Source organism: Flammeovirga aprica JL-4, assembly GCF_012844305.1.
Taxonomy (GTDB): Bacteria; Bacteroidota; Bacteroidia; order Cytophagales; family Flammeovirgaceae; genus Flammeovirga; species Flammeovirga aprica.
Genome location: NZ_JABANE010000006.1, coordinates 67,087 through 89,158, shown reverse-complemented (window position 1 = coordinate 89,158; position 22,072 = coordinate 67,087). Strand labels below are relative to the sequence as shown.

Below are 22,072 nucleotides of genomic sequence, written 5' to 3'. Positions count from 1 at the left end.
AGAATGAATTACTTTGTTAGAATTTCAAGTTTAAGTTAAAACCATAACTTGCTGAAGAAGGGATAGCAGCATACTCAATTCCTAACATTCCTCTTGATACTAAAGATTCAGGATCAATACCATCAACTCCGCTGTAAAGCAATGCTAAATTTCTACCAATGAATGAGATTGTAGCACCTTGGATGTATACTTTTTGAGTTAATGAAGTTGGTAATTTATACCCAAAACTTACTTCTCTTAATTTCACATATGAAGCGTCTTGTACGAAAGCATCTGCAACTGCTGAGTTTCCGATAGCATCATAGTAAGCTTGTGTGTCGATTTTTTGAACTGATCCGTCTACAGATACATTAACACCACCTGCATTTCTTTGGTCAGCAGTAGTTTGGTGATGACCGTTTCTATGTAAGTTGTAATTCGTGTAAGAGAACATATCTCCACCGATCTTCGCATCTAAAACAACATTCATTACAAAGTTTTTGTAAGAGAATCTGTTTGATAAACCTAACATGAAGTCTGGAGTAATGTTACCTAACTCTTTATCTTCTTCGAACTGTGGCGTATAAACTGTTAATCCGTCTTCACCAGTTTCAGCATTAAACTGAGGATTACCGCTTGCATCTCTAACTAATTGTCTACCTACAATTTGACCATAAGGCTTACCTGTTTGAGCTAAGATTCTTACCTCACCTCTTGCAGATTGGTTTAATAATAACTCATCCAAACCTACCTCTTCATAAAGTGATACTAATTCGTTTGTATTTTTTGTGAAGTTGGCTGTGATATCCCAGTTAAATGATCCTTTTTGGATGGCATTTGCTGTCAACATTAATTCAATACCACTGTTTTTCATTGATCCTTGGTTTACTACGATCGACTGAGCTCCTGCAGTATTTGGAAGTGGTACTGGGATAACTTGATTTTCAGAGATTCCGCTGTAGTATGTTACGTCTAATCCAATTCTGTTATTTAAGAACTTAAGGTCTGCACCAATTTCCCATGAAGTAGTAATCTCTGGTAATAAGTTAGGATCAATTACTGATACTGAAGTGATATCACCTCTGTTTGTGATTGTACCAATTGCTCCTGCAGGCTGACCATTAATAACATCTTGAGTGATGATAGAGTAAGCTAATGAAGTTGAGTAAGGATCTGTATCTTTACCTACTTTAGCCCATGATGCTCTTACTTTACCAAAAGTGAAGATTGACTCATCTACATCTAATAATTCAGAGAAGGCAAATGCACCTGTTACTGAAGGATAGAAGAATGATTGATTAGGTAGCGCTGATGACCAGTCATTTCTTGCTGTTAAGTCTAAGAATAATACGTTCTTATATCCAATGTTTGCTGAACCAAATACTGAGTGAACTTTCTTTTCAGTGATGTTCTCACGTGTTGCAGTTCCTCCATCAGCGTTGTTGAAGCTGTACCAATCTCTCTCTACCAATGCACCCGCTAACGTGTTAGTATATACAACATTTTGATGTAAGAAGTTAGCACCTGCAATTGCACTCAATGATAAATCACTTGAGAAGTCTTTCTTAAAGTTAAAGATAAAGTCAGTGTTTTGCTCTGTTACATTGAAAGCGTCTTTTTCTAATCTACCAGCTGGTCTGTATACAGTACCTTCAGCACCTTTTGGTGAAGTTCTAAATCTGTCGTGTGTCCAGTGATCCAAACCTGTACGAGCTTGGAAGCTTAAACCTTCCATGATATCAAACTTAGCAGAAACAAAACCTAAAACTCTGTTTTTCTCATCCCAGTTTGGTGCTTTTTCAAGAGCGTAATATGGGTTCATTAAGAACTGATTGTTTGAGAAGTTGAAATGCTCTCCATCTCTCATTGTGTTATTCTTAAGATCTTGAGTTCTAACAGAACGTCCCATGTTGATAAAAGTAAACATTGGGTTCTCCATTGTTTCAGCCATATAAGCTCTGTTATAACCCTTTACATTAAAGTAGTTTACTTTACTATCTACAGTTAAGATACCTTTCTTCATACTACCTCTTAAGCCAACTGAGTTTCTTTCAAAAGTTGACGTTGGCACCATACCTTCATTCTTTAAGTTTGCATATGAAAGTCTGAAGTTTGCTTTTTCATCTCCACCACCTACTGCAATTGAGTTCATCATTGTAGTACCAGTATTGAAGAAGTCTTTTACGTTATCAGGTTGAGCAGTGTATTGTGATTCATTACCTGTCCAGTCTGTGTACGTTTGACCTTGCATTCTAGGTCCCCAACTTGATTGAGAGTTTTGTTGAGAACGAATTTCTTCTGCTGCAGGGATTACACCATCACGACCAAGACCATACTCATTTTGGAAGTTTGGTAATACCAATGGATTTTCGAAAGTGAAGTTACCATTGTACTCTACAGTAAGTTTGCCATTTCTGTTTTTTCCTTTCTTAGTAGTGATTAAGATAACACCACCTGCTGCACGTGAACCATATAAAGCTGCTGCTGCAGGTCCTTTTAATACTGAAAGTGATTCAATGTCATCAGGGTTGATATCACCAATACCATCACCATAATCAACACCACCATCCCAGTAGCTTCCTGTGTTATAGAAAGATGAGTTATCAATCGGCACACCATCAACAATATATAATGGTTGGTTTGATCCTGTTAAAGAGTTGTTACCACGGATAACAACACGAGATGAACCACCTGCACCACCTGCAGTTTTAGTAATTTGTACACCTGATACTTTACCAGACAATCCATTAATTACGCTTGGTTCTTTAGCTACTGCTAAATCATCTCCCTTTACTTCTTGGACTGCATAACCAAGAGCTTTTGATTCTCTTTCCATACCAAATGCTGTCACCACAACTTCTTCTAGTTGTTCGGCATCTACCTCTAAAGAGATGTCAAATGATGTTTGAGTACCGACTTCAACATCTTGCGTTTTGTAACCAATATAAGAGAAAGAAAGCGTTGATCCTTCTCCTACTGTTAAACTAAACTCACCATTAAAATCGGTTGTTGTACCTACAGAGGTACCTTTGATTAATACGTTTACACCTGGTAATGGCTCTCCTGTGCCATTTTCACTTACTGTACCTTTCACAAGTGACTCTTGTGCTTGAAGGAAATTTGTCATTAGTAGTAGGCTAATGACTAATGTTAGTAGTCTGAATTTCATATTGAACTGAAGGTTAGATGAACAGACGATGTGAGCAGAGAGTAATTAGTAATTTTGCTCACAAGCAAAGGAAACACTCCCTTGCATTTTCTTGATATCGTAAATGTATAACAGACACTTAAGGAAAATTAAAAAAATAGATTAACAGTGATTAACGTCTGTTATACAACGTTAATTCACAGACGAACTGCATTCATCTAAGGATAAATGTCATAAAATCTTATATTTGTAACATAAATCTAATTTAATTGTCTCATTGACATTTAACATATAATTAGTAGATATTATTAAACTTTCGTTAACAATGGCTATATCTACTGATAAAAATAAGTTCAATGAGCCAGTAAACTTCTTTGAACATATCCCCGAAGTGATGACGCTTAAACTGCAGAAGCCTATATTACATCATACCATATTTTGGTTAATCTATTTTCTTTTAAATGGATTGAGATGGGGAAGCTACTATGATGACTATACCTATTCTTTCCAATCAAATATAATAGGTTTTGCGATTCATATCCCCCTTACGTACTATCACGCGTATTATTTACTTCCAAAGTTTATTCCTTCTAAGAAATATGTTCTTTATTTATTGAACCTTGCTGGCGCTTTAGTAGTAATGATGTATGTCAAAGTATTTATGACACAGCAGTTTTTATTACCGGTATGGCCTGAAGCTGGCACGCAGGCGGAAATTTTCAGTGTTAATCATGTTGTAGCCATTATTACGGGTGAATTATATGTGCTGGGAATTACCACTTCTATTGCGTTGACCAGAAACTGGATCATCAATCAGAAACGTACACGCGAGCTTGAAAAACAAAATATGATGACGGAATTGAACTTGCTGAAATCACAGATACAGCCTCATTTCCTGTTCAATACTTTAAATAATATCTATTCACTTACTTTAGATAAGAGTGATGATGCTCCGGATGCCATCATAAAGCTCTCGGAACTGATGAGTTATATGCTTTATCAAAAAGAGTCAAGAGTGCTTCTTTCTGATGAAATGTATTATCTGCAAAACTATCTTGACCTTGAGAAGCTACGCTTTGGCCACCGACTTAATCTTACATTTGAAGTGGAAGGTGATGACGATGGGGTGCGGATTCCTCAGTTATTATTGTTGCCGTTTATTGAAAATACCTTTAAACATGGCACCAAGAACAAATTAAATGAGATTGATATATCACTTCACTTGAAGATTTCACAGGATTTTATCACTTTTGAAGTAGAAAATCCTAACATTGACCAGACACCTCTACCGTTTAATCTTACTACTGATACGCAAAATAAACCTAAGACTGGTGGATTTGGACTAGAAAACGCTAGAAGAAGATTAGGCTTACTATACGGTGACCTCTATTCTCTGGATATTAACGATGGGGAGAAGATTTTTAAAGTAACACTTAAAATTCCAAGAGATGAGCAAAATAAAATGCCTAATCATTGATGATGAACCTTTAGCAATCAAGGTGATTGAAAATTATCTACTTCGTCTCAATGAATTTGAAATTGTGGCCAAATGCGAAAGTGCGATCGAAGCTTTCAATATATTACAAAACAATAAGATTGATCTGCTGTTTTTAGATATAAACATGCCGATGCTTACAGGAATTGACTTTGTGAAGTCGCTGGAGCAGAAGCCGGAAGTTATTCTTACTACCGCACATAGAGAATATGCTTTGGAAGGTTTTGAGATTTCCGCTCTGGATTATTTATTAAAACCTATTTCTTTTCAACGTTTCTTAAAAGCGGCAAATAAAGCAGCGCAGTTTATACACACTAAAGAAGCGGCTAAGGCTCCTCCTAAAACTGTTGCGGCACCTGTTTCCTCCTCTTCTGCAAGCACAGAAGAAGAGCGTTTTATCTTCCTGAAAGTAGAAAAGAAAATGCTGAAAGTTTTTCTTGACGACATCATTTATATGGAAAGTCTGAAAGATTACTTGAGAATTTACACCAAGGAAAAAGAAATGGTGGTGCACTATACGCTTACTAAGATTCTGGAAAATCTTCCTGAGGACGAATTTATAAGAATACACCGCTCCTATGCTATTTCACTTAAAAAGGTAAATGCAATTGAGGGAAATCAGGTAGAATTGAAAAACGGAAAGATGCTTCCTATCGGCAGATTGTATCAGCAAACAGTGAAGGATACAATTTACAGTAAAGGAATAATGCCCAACTCATAAATCATAAAGATGTTTACTTTCAAACCCGCAAAACAGAAAAAATCGAAACACCCTCTAATTCTAATCCATGGCGCTTTGTTCAATGGAGAAGCATGGAGAGGTAATTTTCTAGATTATTTTGCCGAATTGGGATACGACACCTACGCCGTTCACCTAAGTGGCCACCGCGATAATGAAAGTAAACTCTTCCTAAATTTATACGGTTTAGACCAATACACAGAAGATGTTATAAAACTGATCACTTCTCTGGATGAAAAGCCTATTCTTATAGGTCATTCAATGGGAGGACTTGTAACACAGCTTGTCGGTCAGAAAATTTCCCTTCAAGCGGCTGTTTTATTGGCGGCTGTTCCTCCTTTTGGGGTTTTCAGGTCAATGTCTGAATTCTTCCTTACAGCACCTTTAAGCTGGGGTAAATTTGCTGCCTCCGCTTTATTTCCTTTTGGAAAATATATTGAAACAGAACCTCCAGAAGGGATTTACACCACATTACCTTCATTAGAAGTCCGAAAACATGTCAGTAAAAATATGCAGAGAGAATCTATCAGAGCTCTACTGGAAATGATGCTGAGAGACTTTGAAATTGATGCATCAAAGGTTAATTTCCCAATGGCTCATATTGGTTTCAGGGATGATAAAATTATTTTTCCTGAGGATGTAGAAAAAACGGCCACATTTTATGGACAGCAGGCCATAATATTTGAGAACAGAGCTCATGCTTTTATGTTTGAACCCAATTGGACAGAAGTGGCAGAGTACATTCAGGAATGGCTTGACGATAAAAACTAATTCATCATCTCTGCCAGACCATTGTAGTGATTAACGATTTTAATCAGATCTTCTCTATTTTTATATTGAAGCCCCGATTTTCTCATATACTCATTTATTTCCTCCTCTTTACCTTCAAATACTTTCAAGAAGGTTTTTCTTTTCACATCTAAATCATAGATCACCTTGCCATCCAGCAGCAAGTAAAGTTTCTCTTTCAACTCAAAACTATAATAAACCTCTGCTTGTCTTCCCTTCACATCATGCACACTGTTCTCTAGCTCCCTTCTTCTTTCTGGGTCAAAATGAGCTGTAGTTCTATGCATAATTTTCCATAAATAAGGATAAGCAATGACACCAACCTTACCTTCCTCCACAATTTCATAGATACCAATTGCAGGCAATTCATCTCTATAAAAACGTTCGGCATTTACAAAGTGATGGGGCACAGTTATTTCCTGTTCATTTTCATCTAATGTGTGGGCTATAAAATCAAACTCATCAATTTCATGCTGTTCAAAAATCAAGACTGTTGTATCCTTCATTCCTTCCCCTCCATACAGCTCAATATCCTCAATCTGTAAGACCTCTACTTGATCTCTTTCTAAATCATAAAGCAAAGGCACATCTTTGAATACTGTACCATCTTTCAATGATAAATTGCCATTTTCCCACTCTGGATGGAAAAATACCATACTGTCTCTGAGGTTCTGCGATTGATTTTCCAAATCCTTGGTAGCCTCATGAATCATATCATTTTTCTTCTTTTTGTCTTTTTTCTGGGCAAAGAGAAGCGTACCTGATACTGAAAATAAAAATAGGAATATTAAGAGTCTCTGCATTTTTGAATTAAGTCTTGGTTCCATTTCATTCAAGTAGCCATGTTTTTTAGCAAATGGCTTAATCACAGTATTAATATACTGAAGTTAAGGTATAAAGCAAGTTTTTGGATAAAAAAAAGAGGTTGAACTATTTATAGAACAACCCCCTTAAACACGTTTATCTTTAATACGTAACGTAACGCATGCCTAATTTCAAATTAGTATGATTTTGAGATTTCGATGAAGTCTCTAGCTACTAATGAAGCACCACCGATCAAACCACCGTCAACGTCAGGTTGAGCGAATAATTCTTGAGCGTTGCTTGGCTTAGCAGAACCACCATATAAGATAGAAGTAGCATCAGCAACCTCTTGACCATATTTAGCAGCAACCATATCACGGATATCTTTGTGCATTTCTTGTGCTTGTGCAGAAGAAGCTGTTTTACCAGTACCGATAGCCCAAACTGGCTCGTATGCTAAAACTACTTTACCGAAGTCCTCAGCAGAAAGGTGGAATAAACCTTCTGATAATTGCTTCTCAACAACTTCTTTTTGAGTACCAGCCTCACGCTCCTCTAATACCTCACCGATACAGAAGATTGGCAACATACCGTTTGCAATTACAGCATCAGTTTTAGTAGCTAAAGTAGCATTTGACTCACCAAAGTACTCACGACGCTCAGAGTGACCCAAGATCACGTAATCAATACCATAAGAAGCTAATTGCTGTGCAGAAATTTCTCCTGTGTAAGCACCTTTTGGCTCTGTGTAGCAGTTCTGAGCACCAACAAATACATTAGCAGCATCACCAACTAATGATTTTACTTTGCTTAAATGAATGAAAGGAGTACACATGATAACTTTAACGTCTGACGGAGTTTCGTCTTTCGCGATATTCACTACTTCTGATGCTAAAGATACAGCGTCTTCCTTAAGAAGATTCATTTTCCAGTTACCTGCAACAATTTTTTGTCTCATGATGTAAATTTTCTTTTATAAGATGAATTTTATAATCAGTCGCGAATATACATATCACACCGTATTTTGAAAATGAGTTTCGTCATACTCAGACAGATAGTTTGAGGGGTATTTTGATAAAAAAGTAGATTTTCCGCCTCTTTTTTCATTATCTGACTTATATTTTTCCATATTATGGAATATTTGTTTCATTTTGAAACTTTAAAATATGCCAAAAAACAGATAAACCCTTTTAAAATACTCAAAAACAATGGTTTAACTAATTTTTCATTTTATGGCACAGTAAGTGAATAAAGATTAATTGGGTAAAGAAACATAGGTTAGTCACCTATTGTATGGCATGATACACCAGTAACATTAACCAGCTGTGGAAAGACACTTGAAATTTTTCAAGTGTTTTTTTTATGCCCATTTTTGAGCTGAGCCCACGAAATGAAGTAAACGTGTATTTCGTAGACCCATAATTGAAATTATGGGCTTTTGGGAAGATAACTCATTGATCAACTTTTGATAAAAATATTTAGCTTAAGTGCAAAGTCAAAATTTAGAAACAAAAAAAGGCCATCCATCGGACAACCTTTTTCATTATATAATCTAACTACTGTCTATACTACTTTATTTTCATTCTATCTGATTATAAAAACGGCATACAGTAGCCTTCGACTTTCAAATTATTACTATAAAGTATTAAAAAATGACTTTTTTGTTTAAATCACAACAAAAAACACAACGCATAAAAAAAGGCTTCGCTTCTAAAGCAAAACCTTTTTTACATCTCTCTGTCGTCTAATTTACTGGATCAATGTCTTCTGAGAGTGTTTGTATGTTCCATTTTGAATCCATTGAAATACAGATTCTTCTATCATGATAAGCTGGAACGATCTGGGTTGGTCTGATCTACTTCTTTTCAGATGTATCGGTCAGAATACTCTGAAGTGCTCACTAAACATCAAATTAATGCCACATAAGAAGTGTGAGGGGTTTTCATCATGATATTATATTCTTGCACAAATGTTCTTTTCAAATTAAGCCTTGTAAAATTTTTATGCGTTTGTAAAATTTACAGGTTTTTATCACTTGTTACACCCTTATAACTGTCATGAGTAAGTTTTAGTTCACTTCCACCTTATTTTATTTCAAAAAAATTACTTTCACATTGATTTCCTACAGAAATATCCCCTACTGCAAACAACCTTATATCAAGTAAGAAGCTCTAGTATAGAAGTCCAAATGATGGATTTAAGGCCATATAGGTAAGTTTTTAGGAGAACTTTGGCATTGAAAATTTTATCTTTTTGTTACTTTGCTCACATGAACAAGTTTGTTTCCAAAAAGCTTCAATTACGTGAATTGGTGAAAATGGCTCTGGTCACCTCACCCATTATTGGTATTTACACCATTACCCCAATGGTACTGCACGTTATTTCCTTGCCTGAAATTGAGAAAACCATGATTTCATGGAGTTATCTCACACTTTTGAAAGCATTGAGCGGTATTTCTGTTTTTGTTTTTATCCAATGGATGATCAATATATGGCTCTTTCATTTCCTTGATGATCAACTCAACAGGACAGTACATCAAAACTGGAAGTACCTTTTTTCTTACACTGTCATGTTTGTAATCGTTTTTTTATTCAGATTGAAACGAGCAGAACATGCTCCAATTGATTTTGGTTCTTTTGGGTACTATCCTATTATTGCTGCTACTGCCAACAATACTTTTATTTTAATTATTTATTGGCTGATTACTGGCAAACATGAAAAAGCACAGTTGGAACTGGCCAAAACTCGCCTTGAACTGGCCCAATATGTAACACAGCAGGAGCAGTTGAAAAATAAAATCCACCCCCACTTTATATTCAATGCTCTCAATACGCTGAAGCTATTAATCAAAAAAGAGCAGCAAACCGCAGAGGATTATCTTGTACGGCTATCGGCCCATTTGAGGTTTTCAATCACCGAAGCGGCAAAGGACCAAGCTTTGATTAAGAATGAGCTGGAGTTTTGCCAGAATTATATAGAACTGCAAAAAGTGAGGTTTGCCAACTCTATTCAGTTTGAGAATTACCTTCCTAATGAGGTGATCAATAACGAATATCTTCCTGTTGTCACCCTTCAATCTTTGGCAGAGAACGCGATAAAACACAATGCCTTCACCAAGAATAATCCACTCATAATCAAAATCAGGCAAAACGAAGACAATTCTATTACATTCAGCAATAACCTCATTCCAAAGAGAAACCCTGAAGCCACTACTGGCACAGGTTTGAATAATTTGAAAAAACGATTTAAACTGCTGGGAAATGCTGAGCCTACTGTGCTCCACAACATCAAGGACAAACAATTTGAAGTGACTTTTGATACCTTAAAAAAATGAATATTGTAATTATTGAAGACGAATACCTGATGGCTGATGAGCTCGAATCTCTGATTTTAGAGTACAGTTCTGATCATGCTATTCAAGCAAAACTCACCACGGTAGACGAAGCGATAGAGTATCTCAAGCACAACCCGATGCCTGATTTATTTTTCTCAGACATTCAGCTTCCCGATGGACTTAGTTTTGAAATTTTTCAGGAGGTCAACTGTAAAGTACCCATTGTTTTCTGCACTGCTTATGATGAATACGCCTTGGAAGCGTTTAAAGTCAACGGTATTGATTACATCTTGAAACCGTTTGACAATACTACTATTACGGAAACGCTACAGAAAGTAGACCGCATGATCAAAAGCAACAGTCATGATACGCAAGATTTCAATAGTATCATTGCTGAACTATCGGGCGTACCTAAAAAAAATGTCAAGAAGAATATTCTGATTTTTAAAGGTGAAAAGATTATTCCTGTCAATACATTACAGATTGCATTAATACACCTTGACTCTAGCGTGACTTATATTTATACTTTTGATGGAGAAAAATACCCTACAGATCAGTCACTAGATACCTTGGAATCAAGCTTGAATTCTGATTTTTATAGAATCAACCGTCAATTCCTAGTTAATAGAAATGCAATCAATCATGTATCAAAATATTTTGCTAGAAAACTGCTGGTAGAAACTCAAGTCGACATTCCAGAAGACATCGTTGTCAGCAAAGCCAAAGCCAGCGATTTTTTAAAATGGCTTCAAGACTAAGGGGATATTTGAAACATACTTTACGCAGTTATACTGAATTTGGGTTACTATTTTCCACAACAAAATACACTGCCCGTTTGAAGTATTAAAATGCCCGTTTGATGTTAATTTTTCCTTTTCCAATGAGATAGAATGTTAATATTTGTACTAAATCATAACTTAATTTTAGTATGAATATTAATTCTTTCTTACTCATCATCTTACTTCTTATCTCATCTATTTCATTTGGCCAAACTAAATACACCCTAAGCGGACAAATAAAAGATGGCTCTAATGGCGAAGACTTGCCATTTGCTACGGTAACAGTAAAAGAACTTAAAGGCGTGGGTGTTACAGCCAATACTTACGGATATTATTCATTGAGTTTACCGCAAGGAAACTACACCGTTATTTACAAATACATTGGGTACGAGGTGATTGAAAAATCAATTGTACTGGATAAAAATGTAACACTATCTTTAGAGCTTTCACCTGCTTCCCAAAGTTTGGAGGAAGTAGTGGTTACAGCCGAAAGAGAAGATAGGAATATCACTGCCAATGAAGGTAGTGTTACAAGAATTGACACTAAAGCCATCAAAGAACTTCCTACTTTCGGAGGGGAGGTAGATATCATAAAAGTGATGCAGACACAGCCAGGTGTGAAAACATCAGGTGAAGGCGGTTCAGGCTTCTATGTTCGTGGTGGCGGACTCGATCAAAACCTTGTGCTTTTGGACGAAGCACCCGTTTACAACCCTTCTCACCTTCTCGGCTTTTTCTCTGTTTTTAATGGTGACGCCATCAAAGGTGCTACTATGTATAAAGGGGGAATGATGCCTGAATATGGTGGCAGAACTTCTTCGGTGCTTGACATTAGAATGAAAGATGGTAATGCCAAAGAACATACAGTAGCAGGTGGTATTGGTACTATTGCCTCAAGATTGACTGTGGAGGGTCCGATTGTAAAAGACAAAGGTTCATTTATGATTTCGGGCAGAAGAACATACGCAGACCTCTTTCTAGGACTTTCTAATGACCCAAGTTTTTCGAACTCCAGTCTTTATTTTTATGACCTTAATTTAAAGGCTAATTACAGGATCTCAGAGAAAGATAGAATCTTCATTTCAGGATATTTCGGACAAGATAAACTCGGCGTAGACGGATCTATCAATATGAATTACGGCAACGGAACGGGTACTGTACGCTGGAATCACGTTTTCAATAGTAAACTATTTTCCAACACTTCTTTCATTATCAGTAATTACAGCTATGAGTTTGGTTTTGGATCGGGTGAAGACCGTATTGGTTTGGAGTCAGTCATCAAAGACCTCAATTTCAAACAGGACTTCTCTTATTATGCTTCTACAAAACATACGCTAAAATTTGGCTTCAATGCCATCAATCATACCATAGAGCCAGGCAATTTATCTGCCGGAGCCAATACAGGTGTCAACCCAAAAAATTCTGAACAGAAATACGGTATTGAAGGGGCATTTTATATTCAAGATGAATTTAAAGTTTCCAACCGTTTGAGTATTAATTATGGTCTTCGCTACTCACTTTTCCAAGGCTTAGGCACAGGTACTGAATACTATTACAATGATAAAGGTGAAGTGATTGGTGCTAAAAAATACGGTGATGGTGAGCAAATGCAGTATTATGGAGGGCTCGAACCTCGTCTGTCTGCCAATTATATCATCAACACAAAAAGCTCTGTGAAACTAGGGTACAACAAGAATTATCAATACCTGCACATGTTGAGTAATTCCACATCTTCTTCTCCTACGGATACTTGGATTATGAGTTCCAATAATGTAAAACCACAGGAGGCAGAACAAATCTCATTGGGCTACTTCAGAAATTTCAAAGACAATGCTTTCGAAACTTCTGTGGAGGCTTATTACAAAGACATGCAAAATGTAATTGACTATAAAACGGGTGCCAATGTGTTTTTGAATGAACAATTGGAAGGTGATTTAGTGTACGGCAAAGGCAGAGCATATGGTTTAGAATTTATGGTCAAGAAAAATAAAGGACGCCTTACGGGATGGTTAGGTTATACATTGGCCAGATCTGAAAAGCAGTTTGATGAAATCAATAACGGACAGTGGTTTGCCGCCAGACAAGATAGAATTCACGATATCAACTTAGTGGCCATTTATAAACTAAGCCCTAAAGTAACACTATCAGGTAACTTTGTTTATTACACTGGAGATGCGGTAACATTCCCTTCAGGAAGATATGAAGTAGATGGTAAAGTAGTGCCTTACTACACAGAAAGAAACGGATACAGAATGCCGGATTACCACCGTCTAGATTTGGCTTTAACTTGGATCAGAAAGAAAACGGACAAGTTTGAATCAAGCTGGAATTTCTCTCTTTACAATGTTTATGGAAGAGAAAATGCTTACACGATCAGTTTTGAGCCAAATGAAGAGGACCCTAATAAAACAGAAGCTGTACAAGTAGCTTTATTCAAATGGGTTCCTTCAGTTACTTACAATTTTAAATTCTAAAACGACTGCTTAATTATGAAATCTATACAACTCATCGTTTCAGTAATAGTTATCGCTTTTTTGGTTACAGCTTGCGAAAAAGTGATTGATGTAGACTTAAAAGATGCTGCCCCAAGAATTGTAATCGAAGCAGTTCTGATGGAAGGAGAAAATGATTTTGAGGTAAAAATCTCTAAAACTGCTCCCTATTTTGATAATTCTCCATCGGAAAAAATTGATAATGCAAGTATTACATTAAAATACAATGATCAGACTATTGATGTGCCTAGCAAAGGGAATGGAAGTTACTCTGTTCCTGTAAATGCTGTCATCAATACAGAATACCACCTAGAAGTCAATGTAGACAATGAAGTATACAATGCTTCTACCACTATGCTTGATAAAGTGGCTATTGATACTATTTATTCTGAATATGAAGAAGGCTTCGGTCCAAGAGAATCGGGTTACTATGTTTATATCAAATACACTGATCCTGGAGACGTGGAAAACTTCTACCGTCTTACTCATGATTTGAATGGAGAATATCAGAATACTGAAAATGACCTGAGAGTTTTTAATGACTTAAGAAACAACGGCAATCAGCCCAAAACTTCTTTAGGTTTTAAAGTTTTTGAAATAGGAGATGTTGTAGACGTAAAACTTATTCACTTTGATGAACCTTCTTATGATTACTTCAACTCTCTTAATGACATCATTGGTGGTGGTGGCGGTCCAAGTGGCGGTTCTGCTGCTCCTGGAAATCCACTTTCCAACTGGTCAAATAATGCTTTAGGATATTTCTCTGCTTACAATTACGATTCGGCATCCATCACCGTAGGAGTAGAATAGAGTTAAGAATGAAGAATTAAGAGAGAAGAATGCAGGTGGTTCGTAACAAGAAGGTCTGAGTAAACCGATAAAAAAACACCTGCATTCTTCATTCTACATTCTTAATTCTTCCCTCTTCATTCAAAACTCTTCCCATCAATGGCCCTACTGCTAAAACGATAAAAAGGTATTCTATACTGATCACATTTTGTAACACGCTCAATAATTGAATACTGACAATAGTGATCGCAAAACCAATACAGTTGACAATAGTCAATGCTGTCCCTTTTAATTCTGCTGGAGCATTTTGAGCAACTAATGTGGAGAACAAAGGAGAATCAGCAATCACAAACATTCCCCATAGCACTAAAAATGTAACGAAAACCCATGGTGCATTTAAAATGAAAAATAAAGGGGATAGCAAACAGCATATGCCAGATAATGTCAGTGCTATTCTTGCCGTTTGTTTCACTCCTATTTTTTCTGAAATAAAACCACCAATCACACAAGCTAAACCTCCTACGGCTATGATGATGAATGAAAGCAATGGGATGTTAAAGGCTGGTACGCTATGTAATTCTTGATAAGAGTAAAGCATTATTGGAACAAAAGCCCAAAAGGTATACAACTCCCACATGTGACCGAAGTAACCAAAGGCTGAAGCTCTAAAAGCAGGCTTCTTGAAAATATCTTTGATGGCATAGAAACTGAATTGAGACGATGGCTTTCTAAAAGGTCCATCCGGTACAAACAGGAAAATTAAAAATGCGCCTGCAGTGGCTAAAATGGAAGTGGCTATGATCACATATTTCCACGGCATTGTATCTGTCAGTACTTTCAATAAATGAGGAAAAGCTGTTCCCAAAACCAAAGCCCCTACTAAAAAGGACAATGACCTGCCCAACCCCTTTTCAAAATAATCCGCCGCTATTTTCATTCCCACAGGATAAATGCCTGATAAGAAAAAGCCTGTCAAGAATCTAAAAAGAAGCAATGTATTCAAAGTATTGGCTTCCCAAATAATCCCAGCATTAAACAAAGCACCTAGTAAAGCGCTTACAAGAAAAACGTTTGAGGGAGAAAAACGATCTGTAATGGTCAAAACAGCAAAAGTAAGTGTGCCTATTATAAAACCAAACTGAACGGCTGAAGTCAATGCTCCAAGTGCATCAGGCGACAAAGAAAGACTATTGACTAAATCATTCATTACGGCATTGCCTGCAAACCAAAGTGAAGTGCAGCAAAACTGGGCGGTAACAATAAGAGGAAGCGTAAGTTTATTTTTCATGAAGTGTTTGTTGTTTCAGCGGAATTGAGAAAGAAAGGTAATAATATAGTCAGCAGTTATACAAATGGCATTAAACAAAAAAGGTCGCCCATTGGACAACCTCTTTCAAATTTTTTAATCTAACTACTGTCTATACTACGTTTTTATCATTCTATATACAGCTTGTTTAACGTTGCTGTTTAGTGACAGATTGATAGAATATGACTTTTGAGTATCAAAAAATGGTTAAGTACTTGTCCAATAAAAAAGAGCAGCCATAATGGCTACTCTCTCAATGGGTTAAAACTTCAAGTTTAATCTTAAGGTATGTATATTTCTATCTAAAGAGTGGGGCAAATTTTGATCTGTATACGTAAGCTAGATAAATGACCATGCCAAGGAAAGCTATAGATCCACCTATTCCGGCGGGATCGAGTGTAGCGTGGAACAACACAGCATTAAAACCAATTGCTCCCAAAACCACCAAAGTTGCAGGAACAGCAATCTTTGTTGCGAGTAACAATCCACCCACAATTTCAAGAATTCCTACGATCGGAAGGATTCCCATCAGCATTAATGCTCCAAAAACCTGTGCAACCTCCTTACTAGCAGGGGGCATAGGGATAAAATTCAGAAATTTGTTTAATCCAAAAACAATCATCATCAAGGCAAGTAAATATCTTACTGCCATTGTTGCTTTTCCTTCTGAAACTACCGGCTGATCTTCTACAAATGCTTGATTTTCCATGATTTGAGGCTTTATCTAATCTATATTTCCTAAAAACTGCATTTTACAATTAAAACTCAAACAATATTTGTTCTTGTTTTATTTGTTTAAACAATATTAAAATAATGAAATTACAATTCAAAAATAACAACAACATTTGTTAAAACATATAACAACATTAACATTATTGTTAAACTTTTTCTTTGAATAGTTATATAATATTAGGATTTTTGTAGTGTCAATTAACTTAAATAATTAAATCAAAAGTGAACTTCCATGAAAAATGTTTATCGTATTAACTTTCTAAGCATTGTTTTACTCTTTGCCTCACTTCAGATCCAAGCACAAAACCAACCTACTTTCAAAACTAATTTTTTTAATGAGGTTGAATTTCCTGAAACAATCAATGTTACTAACCAAACGCTACAGAGCAATGGTTATGGAGCATTTTCAAAAGGTCTGAAAAAAGTATTCTCATGTGCTTTGTATGTTGAAAACCGTACAGATGATGCGATCAGTTTGATCTACAGTGAAGATCTAAAAGTGATCGACCTTGTAATGACATCCAATTACCTTCAATCTGAAAACACTGTCAAAAAAATCAAGGCCGCTTATGCCACAGACCTTAAAGCAGCCGCTGATGCTTCAGCAGAAGAAAAGCAATTTATTTCTGACTTAAGAAAGCATGACAAAATCATTACATCTCAAGTAACAACTGTTGAAAAACTTTTTGGTGAAGCTTTCAACAAGTCTAACTTAGGTAATGTAGAAAGTATCAGTGATGATATTAAAGAGTACATTGCTTCTTTCGGTGATCTGATCGAAACAGGAGATCACTTCAGAATTATCAGTAAGAATAACAAAGTCACTCTTTTTAAGAATGGTGAGCAGTTATTCCAAACGGATAACAAAGCATTCAAAAAAGCTTTAATGAACATCTATTTAGGAAACACTCCTATTGATGCTACATTAAGAGAAAATCTTCTTTCGATCTAAGAAAAAAGATAAAGTCGAAAATTTGAGGTCGGTTATTGAAAAATAATCGGCCTTTTTTTATTTTAAAAAAACCTATATATCAGCTGATTAAAAAATAAATAGATTTTTTTTCAAAAAAGAATAGGGGTAAACCTCAGGGTGCGGGTCATAATACCGGAAGCGGGAGAAACAGCAACTTCTACTCATGACGTCAAGTGAAGTTCACTCTCCTGCCCTCTTTTAATTTGAAACAAAAAAATATCTAAATAAATAATCAGATGAAAAATCTACTTTTAAACATCTTCGCATTTTTATTAATCTCATCATCATTATTCGCACAAGATCAAGTTCAAGAAAAAGAATCTAAAGTTGCCCAAGTTTCATTCTTATATCCGGTGGGAATGAACGGAACCAATACAAATGTTGCTAGTGATATTTCTTTCAATATACTTTGGGGCGTAAACGGCGGTGTGAATTATTTTGAATTAGGTGGTATTGCCAATGTGAATAACGGAAATGTTTCTGGAGGTCAGATTGCTGGTATTACCAACGTCACTAAAGGTGAAAGTAATGGCATTATAATATCAGGTATCAGCAACTTCAATACTGGTTCTGCTAAAGGATTGCACTTAGCGGGTATCAATAACTTTTCTAAAAATGAAGTGAATGGTGCACAAATCTCAGGTATTTCCAACGTTTCTGGAGGTGATATGAACGGTGCTCAAATTGGTTTGACCAATACTGTAAGAGGTAAATTAGTAGGAGTGCAGGTTGGTCTGATTAACTACACAGACAGCTTGAATGGTGGACAGATCGGTCTGATCAACGTGGTAAGAAAAGGTGCTAAAGGTACTCCAATCGGTTTGATCAACGTGGTAAAAAATGGTTACTATGCTGTTGAAGTTGGTGCTGGAGAAACAGTTTGGGGTAATGTGAACTTCAAAATGGGTACGCAAAGATTCTACACCATCTTCAAAGCAGGTTATACTCAGTTCAACGAAAAAGATGTAACTACATTTGGTGCTGGTTTTGGTACTCAGTTCGAATTGGCAAAGAGAGTGAACTTAGCATTAGACCTTTCTGCTAACCAAGTTGTATACGATAATACTTTGAAAGATACTGGCTTAAATTTATTGAGCAAAGCAGATTTGAATGTTCAAGTGAGATTAACGAAAAACATCAATATCTACGCTGGTCCTTCATTGAATGTATACACATCAGAATATAAACTAGATGGAAATGAAAAAGCAGGTACTTTAGATGTACCAGAACACGCTTTCTATGATGAAACTTCTAGCCACGGTACAAGAACTGCCATTTGGGTGGGAGGTCAAGCAGGTTTGAATTTCACTTTCTAGGCATTAGCTAACACATGATAAAAACAAAGGAGAGGCTCAAAAAGTCTCTCCTTTTTTACTTAACAGTACTACCTTGATTCCTGTGCTTATAAAAATGCTAAGAGTAAAATTGGGTAAAGAATAAATACTTTTACTTGCTTAAACCAGTAGTCACCACTTCCCAGTCGCTTAATTGGAAAGACTTATTGAAAAATGCTTCTCTTGGAGCGTAAAGACGGAAGTAGATAAACCATCCATCATTACCTATCGTTTTTAGGTAATTAGCAGGATTAACACCTTTTGGACATTCTGCACCTATGTAAAGATCGATTGAACCATCTTCATTATAAGTCACATCAGTTCTTCTTGAATTAATACCTACATCTGAAATCTCTCCTCCTCCATTATCATAAGGTCTACGTGTATTTTCAGAGTACAATGTCACTGACCAGAACTGATCTACAGGAACATCTGCAGGAACATGCAACTTGTACGTTTTATCTGCTCTTAACAACTCTCCGTTTTCGTCTCTTTTTGATGTCATATAAATCTGACCATACCCAGGTGATGGCTCCACCATTCCTTTCGTAGAACTTACAGCTTCATAATACCAAACTGCTCTTTCATCGAGGTAAACCATCATTTCATTACTCTGAGGAATATTGAAATCAAATGATTTGTACCAGTTTGTACCTTCCCAATAAGGCGTGCTAAAACGAGGGTTAGTTTGAAGATTTCTCAACATCAATTCTCCCATATTTCCACCTTTCGCTAAAATCTCTTTTTGTCTTTTTGTTGGGTTAAAAGGTTTTCCAATTTCTACACCAAGCGGTTTCAACATTGCAATCCAAGCTTTATCCTGCTCTCTCACAGGCTCTTCATTAATGATGGTATGCAAAGTTTCCCAATACGCCAACCCTCTTGGAGCCGTTGCCGACCACTCTATATCTTTATCTTCTGCGAAAGTGGCCTCTTTCAATCCACTTCCTACTCTACCTAGCTTCAATGATTTCTTAAAATTCTCTTCTGCTTTCGGATCTGCCTCTAGGATTCTAAGACCAATAAAAAAGTTGTTGGTTTCAGACTGAACAGTAAAATCGGCTTGTCCTTCATAATTCTTTGGGTCATCATTTGGGCCACAGATAATATAAGTTCCACCTTTGCCTTTATCAGGGCCTGTCAAACCTAAATCTGCTACCGGTCTTTGCCATAAATCAAGAAAACCACCTGCTGTCATTCCTTTAGGATATTCCAACTTCACAGCTCCATCTTTCAAATTGGAAAAAGTAAAAATGTAAGGTGTAGTAAGGTTGCCTGTTACAATACCTCTTTTCTCTTTTAAAGATTTTAAAACCACAAAGTTTTCCAATCCTGCCACATCATAAGCTTTATCTTCCTGTAGTCCCCATGTTTTCATAGAAACAATTGGAGTAGACCATATATAAGCCTGAGAAGCACGTTGGAAGTCCATAATATCAAACAATTCCTGCTCTCCTTTTGTGATGAAATTGTGTTCCAGTTCAATATTTCCATAAACTGTTTCGATGATTTCATCACCTTCTAATGTAGCTTCTGATAGGGGGACCTGAGCAAATGCCGATTGAATTCCTGACTGTAGCAATAATGCGGTACCTAATACCTCTAGTAATCTTTTTTTCATTTTAATTTTGGATTGATTCACATTCTACTTAAACACTGTAATTGGCACATTAGATTACTTTCATTGGTTCAAAGGATATCGTCGTTAGTTCAATTACTATTGATGTCTCATTTTTTGTCGTATTTTCATAATGAATTAATGAGTCATTGCACATTTATGGAAAAAATCACAATACACACAGGATCAATTGCAGAGGTAGCTAAACAGCTTGCTGATAAACTTGGGAAAGAGCCCTCTAAAGAAAATACGTTACATATCAATAATCATTTGGTGGAATTGCATTACGAATGGTTTTTCCCATTTGACGGTATTGAAATAGGGCTTCATAATGTGAGGTATAAAAGTGATATGGAAGTAGATGTGCTAAGTGATAAAAATGAGAAAAAATACATTTACTTTCAGTTTGAATACAAAGGCAATGTCTCTCCGAAAAAACCTAAGGAAAATCAAAAAATCACTGACACTGTCACCATGATGAGTATGCAGAGTACAAGTATTTTCTTAAATATGAAGGCTAAACAGGGAGATCAAAGTCAATGGGTGACGTTGAGGATATCCGAAGATTACTTCAACAATTACATGTCACACATGAAGGTGCATATTGGGAAAGTTTTTGATCCAGCAAACCCTTGGGTGATTTATGAAATTTCATCTCCTAAAATCAATTTGCTTATTGATGACCTCTTCACACTCAATGATGAGATGACTCCACCATTAAAAAACAGTTTGATTTTAGCCAGATCAGTAGAAGCTACAGGCCTTTTTCTAGATCAGATTATCAGGAGAGAAAATCAGAGTCAAAGGAATAATAATCTCCATATTGAAGACATCAAAAGGATGCAGATGATCAAAGAAGAATTAACTGCACTCTATGATAATACGCCTTCCCTGACTTCTATTGCTGAAAAATATGGCGTTTCCGTATCAAAACTTAAAAGAGATTTTGGCAGTGTCTTCGGAACCACCATCCCTCGTTTTCATTCTAATTACAGACTTGAATCAGCTTATAAAATGCTGGAAACACAAAAAGTTTCTGTATCGGATGTAGCAAGACATTTTGGTTATAAAAGCTTGTCCAACTTTTCAGAAAACTTTAAGGAGAAATTTGATATCACTCCCAAAGAGGTTTCAATAAAATATAATCTTTAAAGGATAAGTTGTCATATTCTGTTTAAAGAGGAACTTATATTCATGAACAGAAAAACATTCCCTTTTAAACTTAGTATATTCATCAAACTATTTTCTCATTCACTAAAACCTAGTTAAATACTATGTATTGTTTATGCTATGTAAGCACGCGTGAGGTATCACTAGATGATGATGTATTGCGTGATATACTCGTTCTGAGTAGAAAAAATAATGTCCTTAAGCAATTGACAGGATTGCTGATCTTATTGGAGGATAAGTTTATACAAGTACTTGAGGGCGATGAACAGGAAGTTGAAGAATTGTATGCTAAGATCAAAAGGGATGACAGGCATAAAAGTGTTCAAAAAATTTATTCAGGCACTATCGAAGAAAGGAATTTTAATACGTGGTCTATGGCTTTCAAGGAAATTCACTGGGATGATCTGGAAGAAGCTGGATTTATCAAAGAATATGATAAAAGTTTACCGCTTGAATCGTATTTAAAAAATAAAAATCACTATGTCATCGAATTACTTAAAACATATCAGGGGTTTTCTGAGTTAAGAATGAACCTACCTAATTAATTTATATGAATAGAAATAATGACTAAACTCCTTTAAGCGAAATTCC

Annotated in this window: 17 protein-coding genes; 11 read left to right on the top strand and 6 right to left on the bottom strand. The window is 36.1% G+C overall.

The window, feature by feature from the left end; genetic code table 11:
- Positions 1-16: 16 nt before the first annotated feature.
- The gene (locus tag HHU12_RS03410; RefSeq protein WP_169655017.1) at positions 17-3,148 is read right to left on the bottom strand and encodes a SusC/RagA family TonB-linked outer membrane protein; all 3,132 of its coding nucleotides are present in this window, start codon (positions 3,146-3,148) and stop codon (positions 17-19) included.
- 304 nt (positions 3,149-3,452) lie between these two features.
- On the opposite strand from HHU12_RS03410, the gene HHU12_RS03405 reads away from it, so the two are divergent.
- From HHU12_RS03405 to HHU12_RS03395, 3 genes are read left to right on the top strand one after another with little or no spacing between them, the layout of a single operon-like run.
- On the top strand, positions 3,453-4,604 hold the full coding sequence (locus HHU12_RS03405; protein ID WP_169655015.1) for a sensor histidine kinase: 1,152 nt from the start codon (positions 3,453-3,455) through the stop codon (positions 4,602-4,604).
- Positions 4,576-5,343 (top strand): LytR/AlgR family response regulator transcription factor, encoded by a 768-nt coding sequence (locus HHU12_RS03400; protein ID WP_169655014.1) that lies wholly within the window; start codon positions 4,576-4,578, stop codon positions 5,341-5,343. Before HHU12_RS03405 ends, HHU12_RS03400 begins: the two co-directional genes overlap by 29 nt.
- Before the next feature lie 9 nt (positions 5,344-5,352).
- A complete protein-coding gene (locus HHU12_RS03395; protein WP_169655012.1) occupies positions 5,353-6,132 on the top strand; it encodes an alpha/beta hydrolase in 780 nt (259 codons plus the stop codon).
- On the opposite strand, the gene HHU12_RS03390 is transcribed toward HHU12_RS03395, so the two are convergent.
- Together HHU12_RS03390 and tpiA are read right to left on the bottom strand one after the other, a co-directional pair.
- Complete coding sequence (locus HHU12_RS03390) at positions 6,129-6,953, bottom strand: hypothetical protein (protein ID WP_169655010.1); 825 nt, start codon at positions 6,951-6,953, stop codon at positions 6,129-6,131. The genes HHU12_RS03395 and HHU12_RS03390 overlap by 4 nt on opposite strands.
- Before the next feature lie 197 nt (positions 6,954-7,150).
- Positions 7,151-7,912, bottom strand: coding sequence for a triose-phosphate isomerase (tpiA, locus tag HHU12_RS03385; RefSeq protein WP_169655008.1), 762 nt, complete (start codon positions 7,910-7,912; stop codon positions 7,151-7,153).
- Between the two features lie 1,311 nt (positions 7,913-9,223).
- Here tpiA and HHU12_RS03380 point away from each other — a divergent pair.
- From HHU12_RS03380 to HHU12_RS03365, 4 genes are all read left to right on the top strand, one after another.
- Entirely contained in the window at positions 9,224-10,288 is a 1,065-nt protein-coding gene (locus HHU12_RS03380; protein ID WP_169655006.1) for a sensor histidine kinase, read from the top strand.
- On the top strand, positions 10,285-11,046 hold the full coding sequence (locus tag HHU12_RS03375) for a LytR/AlgR family response regulator transcription factor (RefSeq protein ID WP_169655004.1): 762 nt from the start codon (positions 10,285-10,287) through the stop codon (positions 11,044-11,046). Before HHU12_RS03380 ends, HHU12_RS03375 begins: the two co-directional genes overlap by 4 nt.
- 170 nt (positions 11,047-11,216) lie before the next feature.
- Positions 11,217-13,541, top strand: a complete 2,325-nt coding sequence (locus tag HHU12_RS03370; RefSeq protein ID WP_169655002.1) for a TonB-dependent receptor — start codon at positions 11,217-11,219, stop codon at positions 13,539-13,541.
- A gap of 15 nt (positions 13,542-13,556) precedes the next feature.
- Positions 13,557-14,369, top strand: a complete 813-nt coding sequence (locus HHU12_RS03365; RefSeq protein WP_169655001.1) for a DUF4249 domain-containing protein — start codon at positions 13,557-13,559, stop codon at positions 14,367-14,369.
- An 88-nt stretch (positions 14,370-14,457) separates the two neighbouring features.
- On the opposite strand, the gene HHU12_RS03360 is transcribed toward HHU12_RS03365, so the two are convergent.
- Positions 14,458-15,636 (bottom strand): MFS transporter, encoded by a 1,179-nt coding sequence (locus HHU12_RS03360; RefSeq protein ID WP_169654999.1) that lies wholly within the window; start codon positions 15,634-15,636, stop codon positions 14,458-14,460.
- A 316-nt stretch (positions 15,637-15,952) separates the two neighbouring features.
- The gene (locus HHU12_RS03355; RefSeq protein ID WP_169654998.1) at positions 15,953-16,363 is read right to left on the bottom strand and encodes a DoxX family membrane protein; all 411 of its coding nucleotides are present in this window, start codon (positions 16,361-16,363) and stop codon (positions 15,953-15,955) included.
- 255 nt (positions 16,364-16,618) lie between these two features.
- Between HHU12_RS03355 and HHU12_RS03350 the strand changes: the two genes are divergently transcribed.
- Both HHU12_RS03350 and HHU12_RS03345 read left to right on the top strand, forming a co-directional pair.
- Positions 16,619-17,338 carry a chalcone isomerase family protein gene (locus HHU12_RS03350; protein WP_169654997.1) on the top strand — a complete coding sequence of 240 codons (720 nt, stop codon included), beginning with the start codon at positions 16,619-16,621 and terminating at the stop codon, positions 17,336-17,338.
- A gap of 257 nt (positions 17,339-17,595) precedes the next feature.
- On the top strand, positions 17,596-18,675 hold the full coding sequence (locus HHU12_RS03345; protein WP_169654996.1) for an LA_2272 family surface repeat-containing protein: 1,080 nt from the start codon (positions 17,596-17,598) through the stop codon (positions 18,673-18,675).
- Between the two features lie 130 nt (positions 18,676-18,805).
- On the opposite strand, the gene HHU12_RS03340 is transcribed toward HHU12_RS03345, so the two are convergent.
- Positions 18,806-20,314, bottom strand: coding sequence for a DUF1254 domain-containing protein (locus HHU12_RS03340; protein WP_169654994.1), 1,509 nt, complete (start codon positions 20,312-20,314; stop codon positions 18,806-18,808).
- Positions 20,315-20,470: 156 nt separating this feature from the next.
- Here HHU12_RS03340 and HHU12_RS03335 point away from each other — a divergent pair, with 156 nt between their 5' ends.
- Positions 20,471-21,463: an AraC family transcriptional regulator gene (locus HHU12_RS03335; RefSeq protein WP_169654992.1), complete on the top strand. Its 993-nt coding sequence runs from the start codon at positions 20,471-20,473 to the stop codon at positions 21,461-21,463.
- Positions 21,464-21,585: 122 nt separating this feature from the next.
- Complete coding sequence (locus HHU12_RS03330) at positions 21,586-22,026, top strand: BLUF domain-containing protein (RefSeq protein WP_169654990.1); 441 nt, start codon at positions 21,586-21,588, stop codon at positions 22,024-22,026.
- Positions 22,027-22,072: the final 46 nt, after the last annotated feature.

Excerpts from the sequence above, each read along its gene's own strand:
- HHU12_RS03410 (WP_169655017.1), bottom strand. The coding sequence starts at position 3,148 with ATGAAATTCAGACTACTAACATTAGTCATTAGCCTACTACTAATGACA.
- HHU12_RS03405 (WP_169655015.1), top strand. The coding sequence starts at position 3,453 with ATGGCTATATCTACTGATAAAAATAAGTTCAATGAGCCAGTAAACTTC.
- HHU12_RS03400 (WP_169655014.1), top strand. The coding sequence starts at position 4,576 with ATGAGCAAAATAAAATGCCTAATCATTGATGATGAACCTTTAGCAATC.
- HHU12_RS03395 (WP_169655012.1), top strand. The coding sequence starts at position 5,353 with ATGTTTACTTTCAAACCCGCAAAACAGAAAAAATCGAAACACCCTCTA.
- HHU12_RS03390 (WP_169655010.1), bottom strand. The coding sequence starts at position 6,953 with ATGCAGAGACTCTTAATATTCCTATTTTTATTTTCAGTATCAGGTACG.
- tpiA (WP_169655008.1), bottom strand. The coding sequence starts at position 7,912 with ATGAGACAAAAAATTGTTGCAGGTAACTGGAAAATGAATCTTCTTAAG.
- HHU12_RS03380 (WP_169655006.1), top strand. The coding sequence starts at position 9,224 with ATGAACAAGTTTGTTTCCAAAAAGCTTCAATTACGTGAATTGGTGAAA.
- HHU12_RS03375 (WP_169655004.1), top strand. The coding sequence starts at position 10,285 with ATGAATATTGTAATTATTGAAGACGAATACCTGATGGCTGATGAGCTC.
- HHU12_RS03370 (WP_169655002.1), top strand. The coding sequence starts at position 11,217 with ATGAATATTAATTCTTTCTTACTCATCATCTTACTTCTTATCTCATCT.
- HHU12_RS03365 (WP_169655001.1), top strand. The coding sequence starts at position 13,557 with ATGAAATCTATACAACTCATCGTTTCAGTAATAGTTATCGCTTTTTTG.
- HHU12_RS03360 (WP_169654999.1), bottom strand. The coding sequence starts at position 15,636 with ATGAAAAATAAACTTACGCTTCCTCTTATTGTTACCGCCCAGTTTTGC.
- HHU12_RS03355 (WP_169654998.1), bottom strand. The coding sequence starts at position 16,363 with ATGGAAAATCAAGCATTTGTAGAAGATCAGCCGGTAGTTTCAGAAGGA.
- HHU12_RS03350 (WP_169654997.1), top strand. The coding sequence starts at position 16,619 with ATGAAAAATGTTTATCGTATTAACTTTCTAAGCATTGTTTTACTCTTT.
- HHU12_RS03345 (WP_169654996.1), top strand. The coding sequence starts at position 17,596 with ATGAAAAATCTACTTTTAAACATCTTCGCATTTTTATTAATCTCATCA.
- HHU12_RS03340 (WP_169654994.1), bottom strand. The coding sequence starts at position 20,314 with ATGAAAAAAAGATTACTAGAGGTATTAGGTACCGCATTATTGCTACAG.
- HHU12_RS03335 (WP_169654992.1), top strand. The coding sequence starts at position 20,471 with ATGGAAAAAATCACAATACACACAGGATCAATTGCAGAGGTAGCTAAA.
- HHU12_RS03330 (WP_169654990.1), top strand. The coding sequence starts at position 21,586 with ATGTATTGTTTATGCTATGTAAGCACGCGTGAGGTATCACTAGATGAT.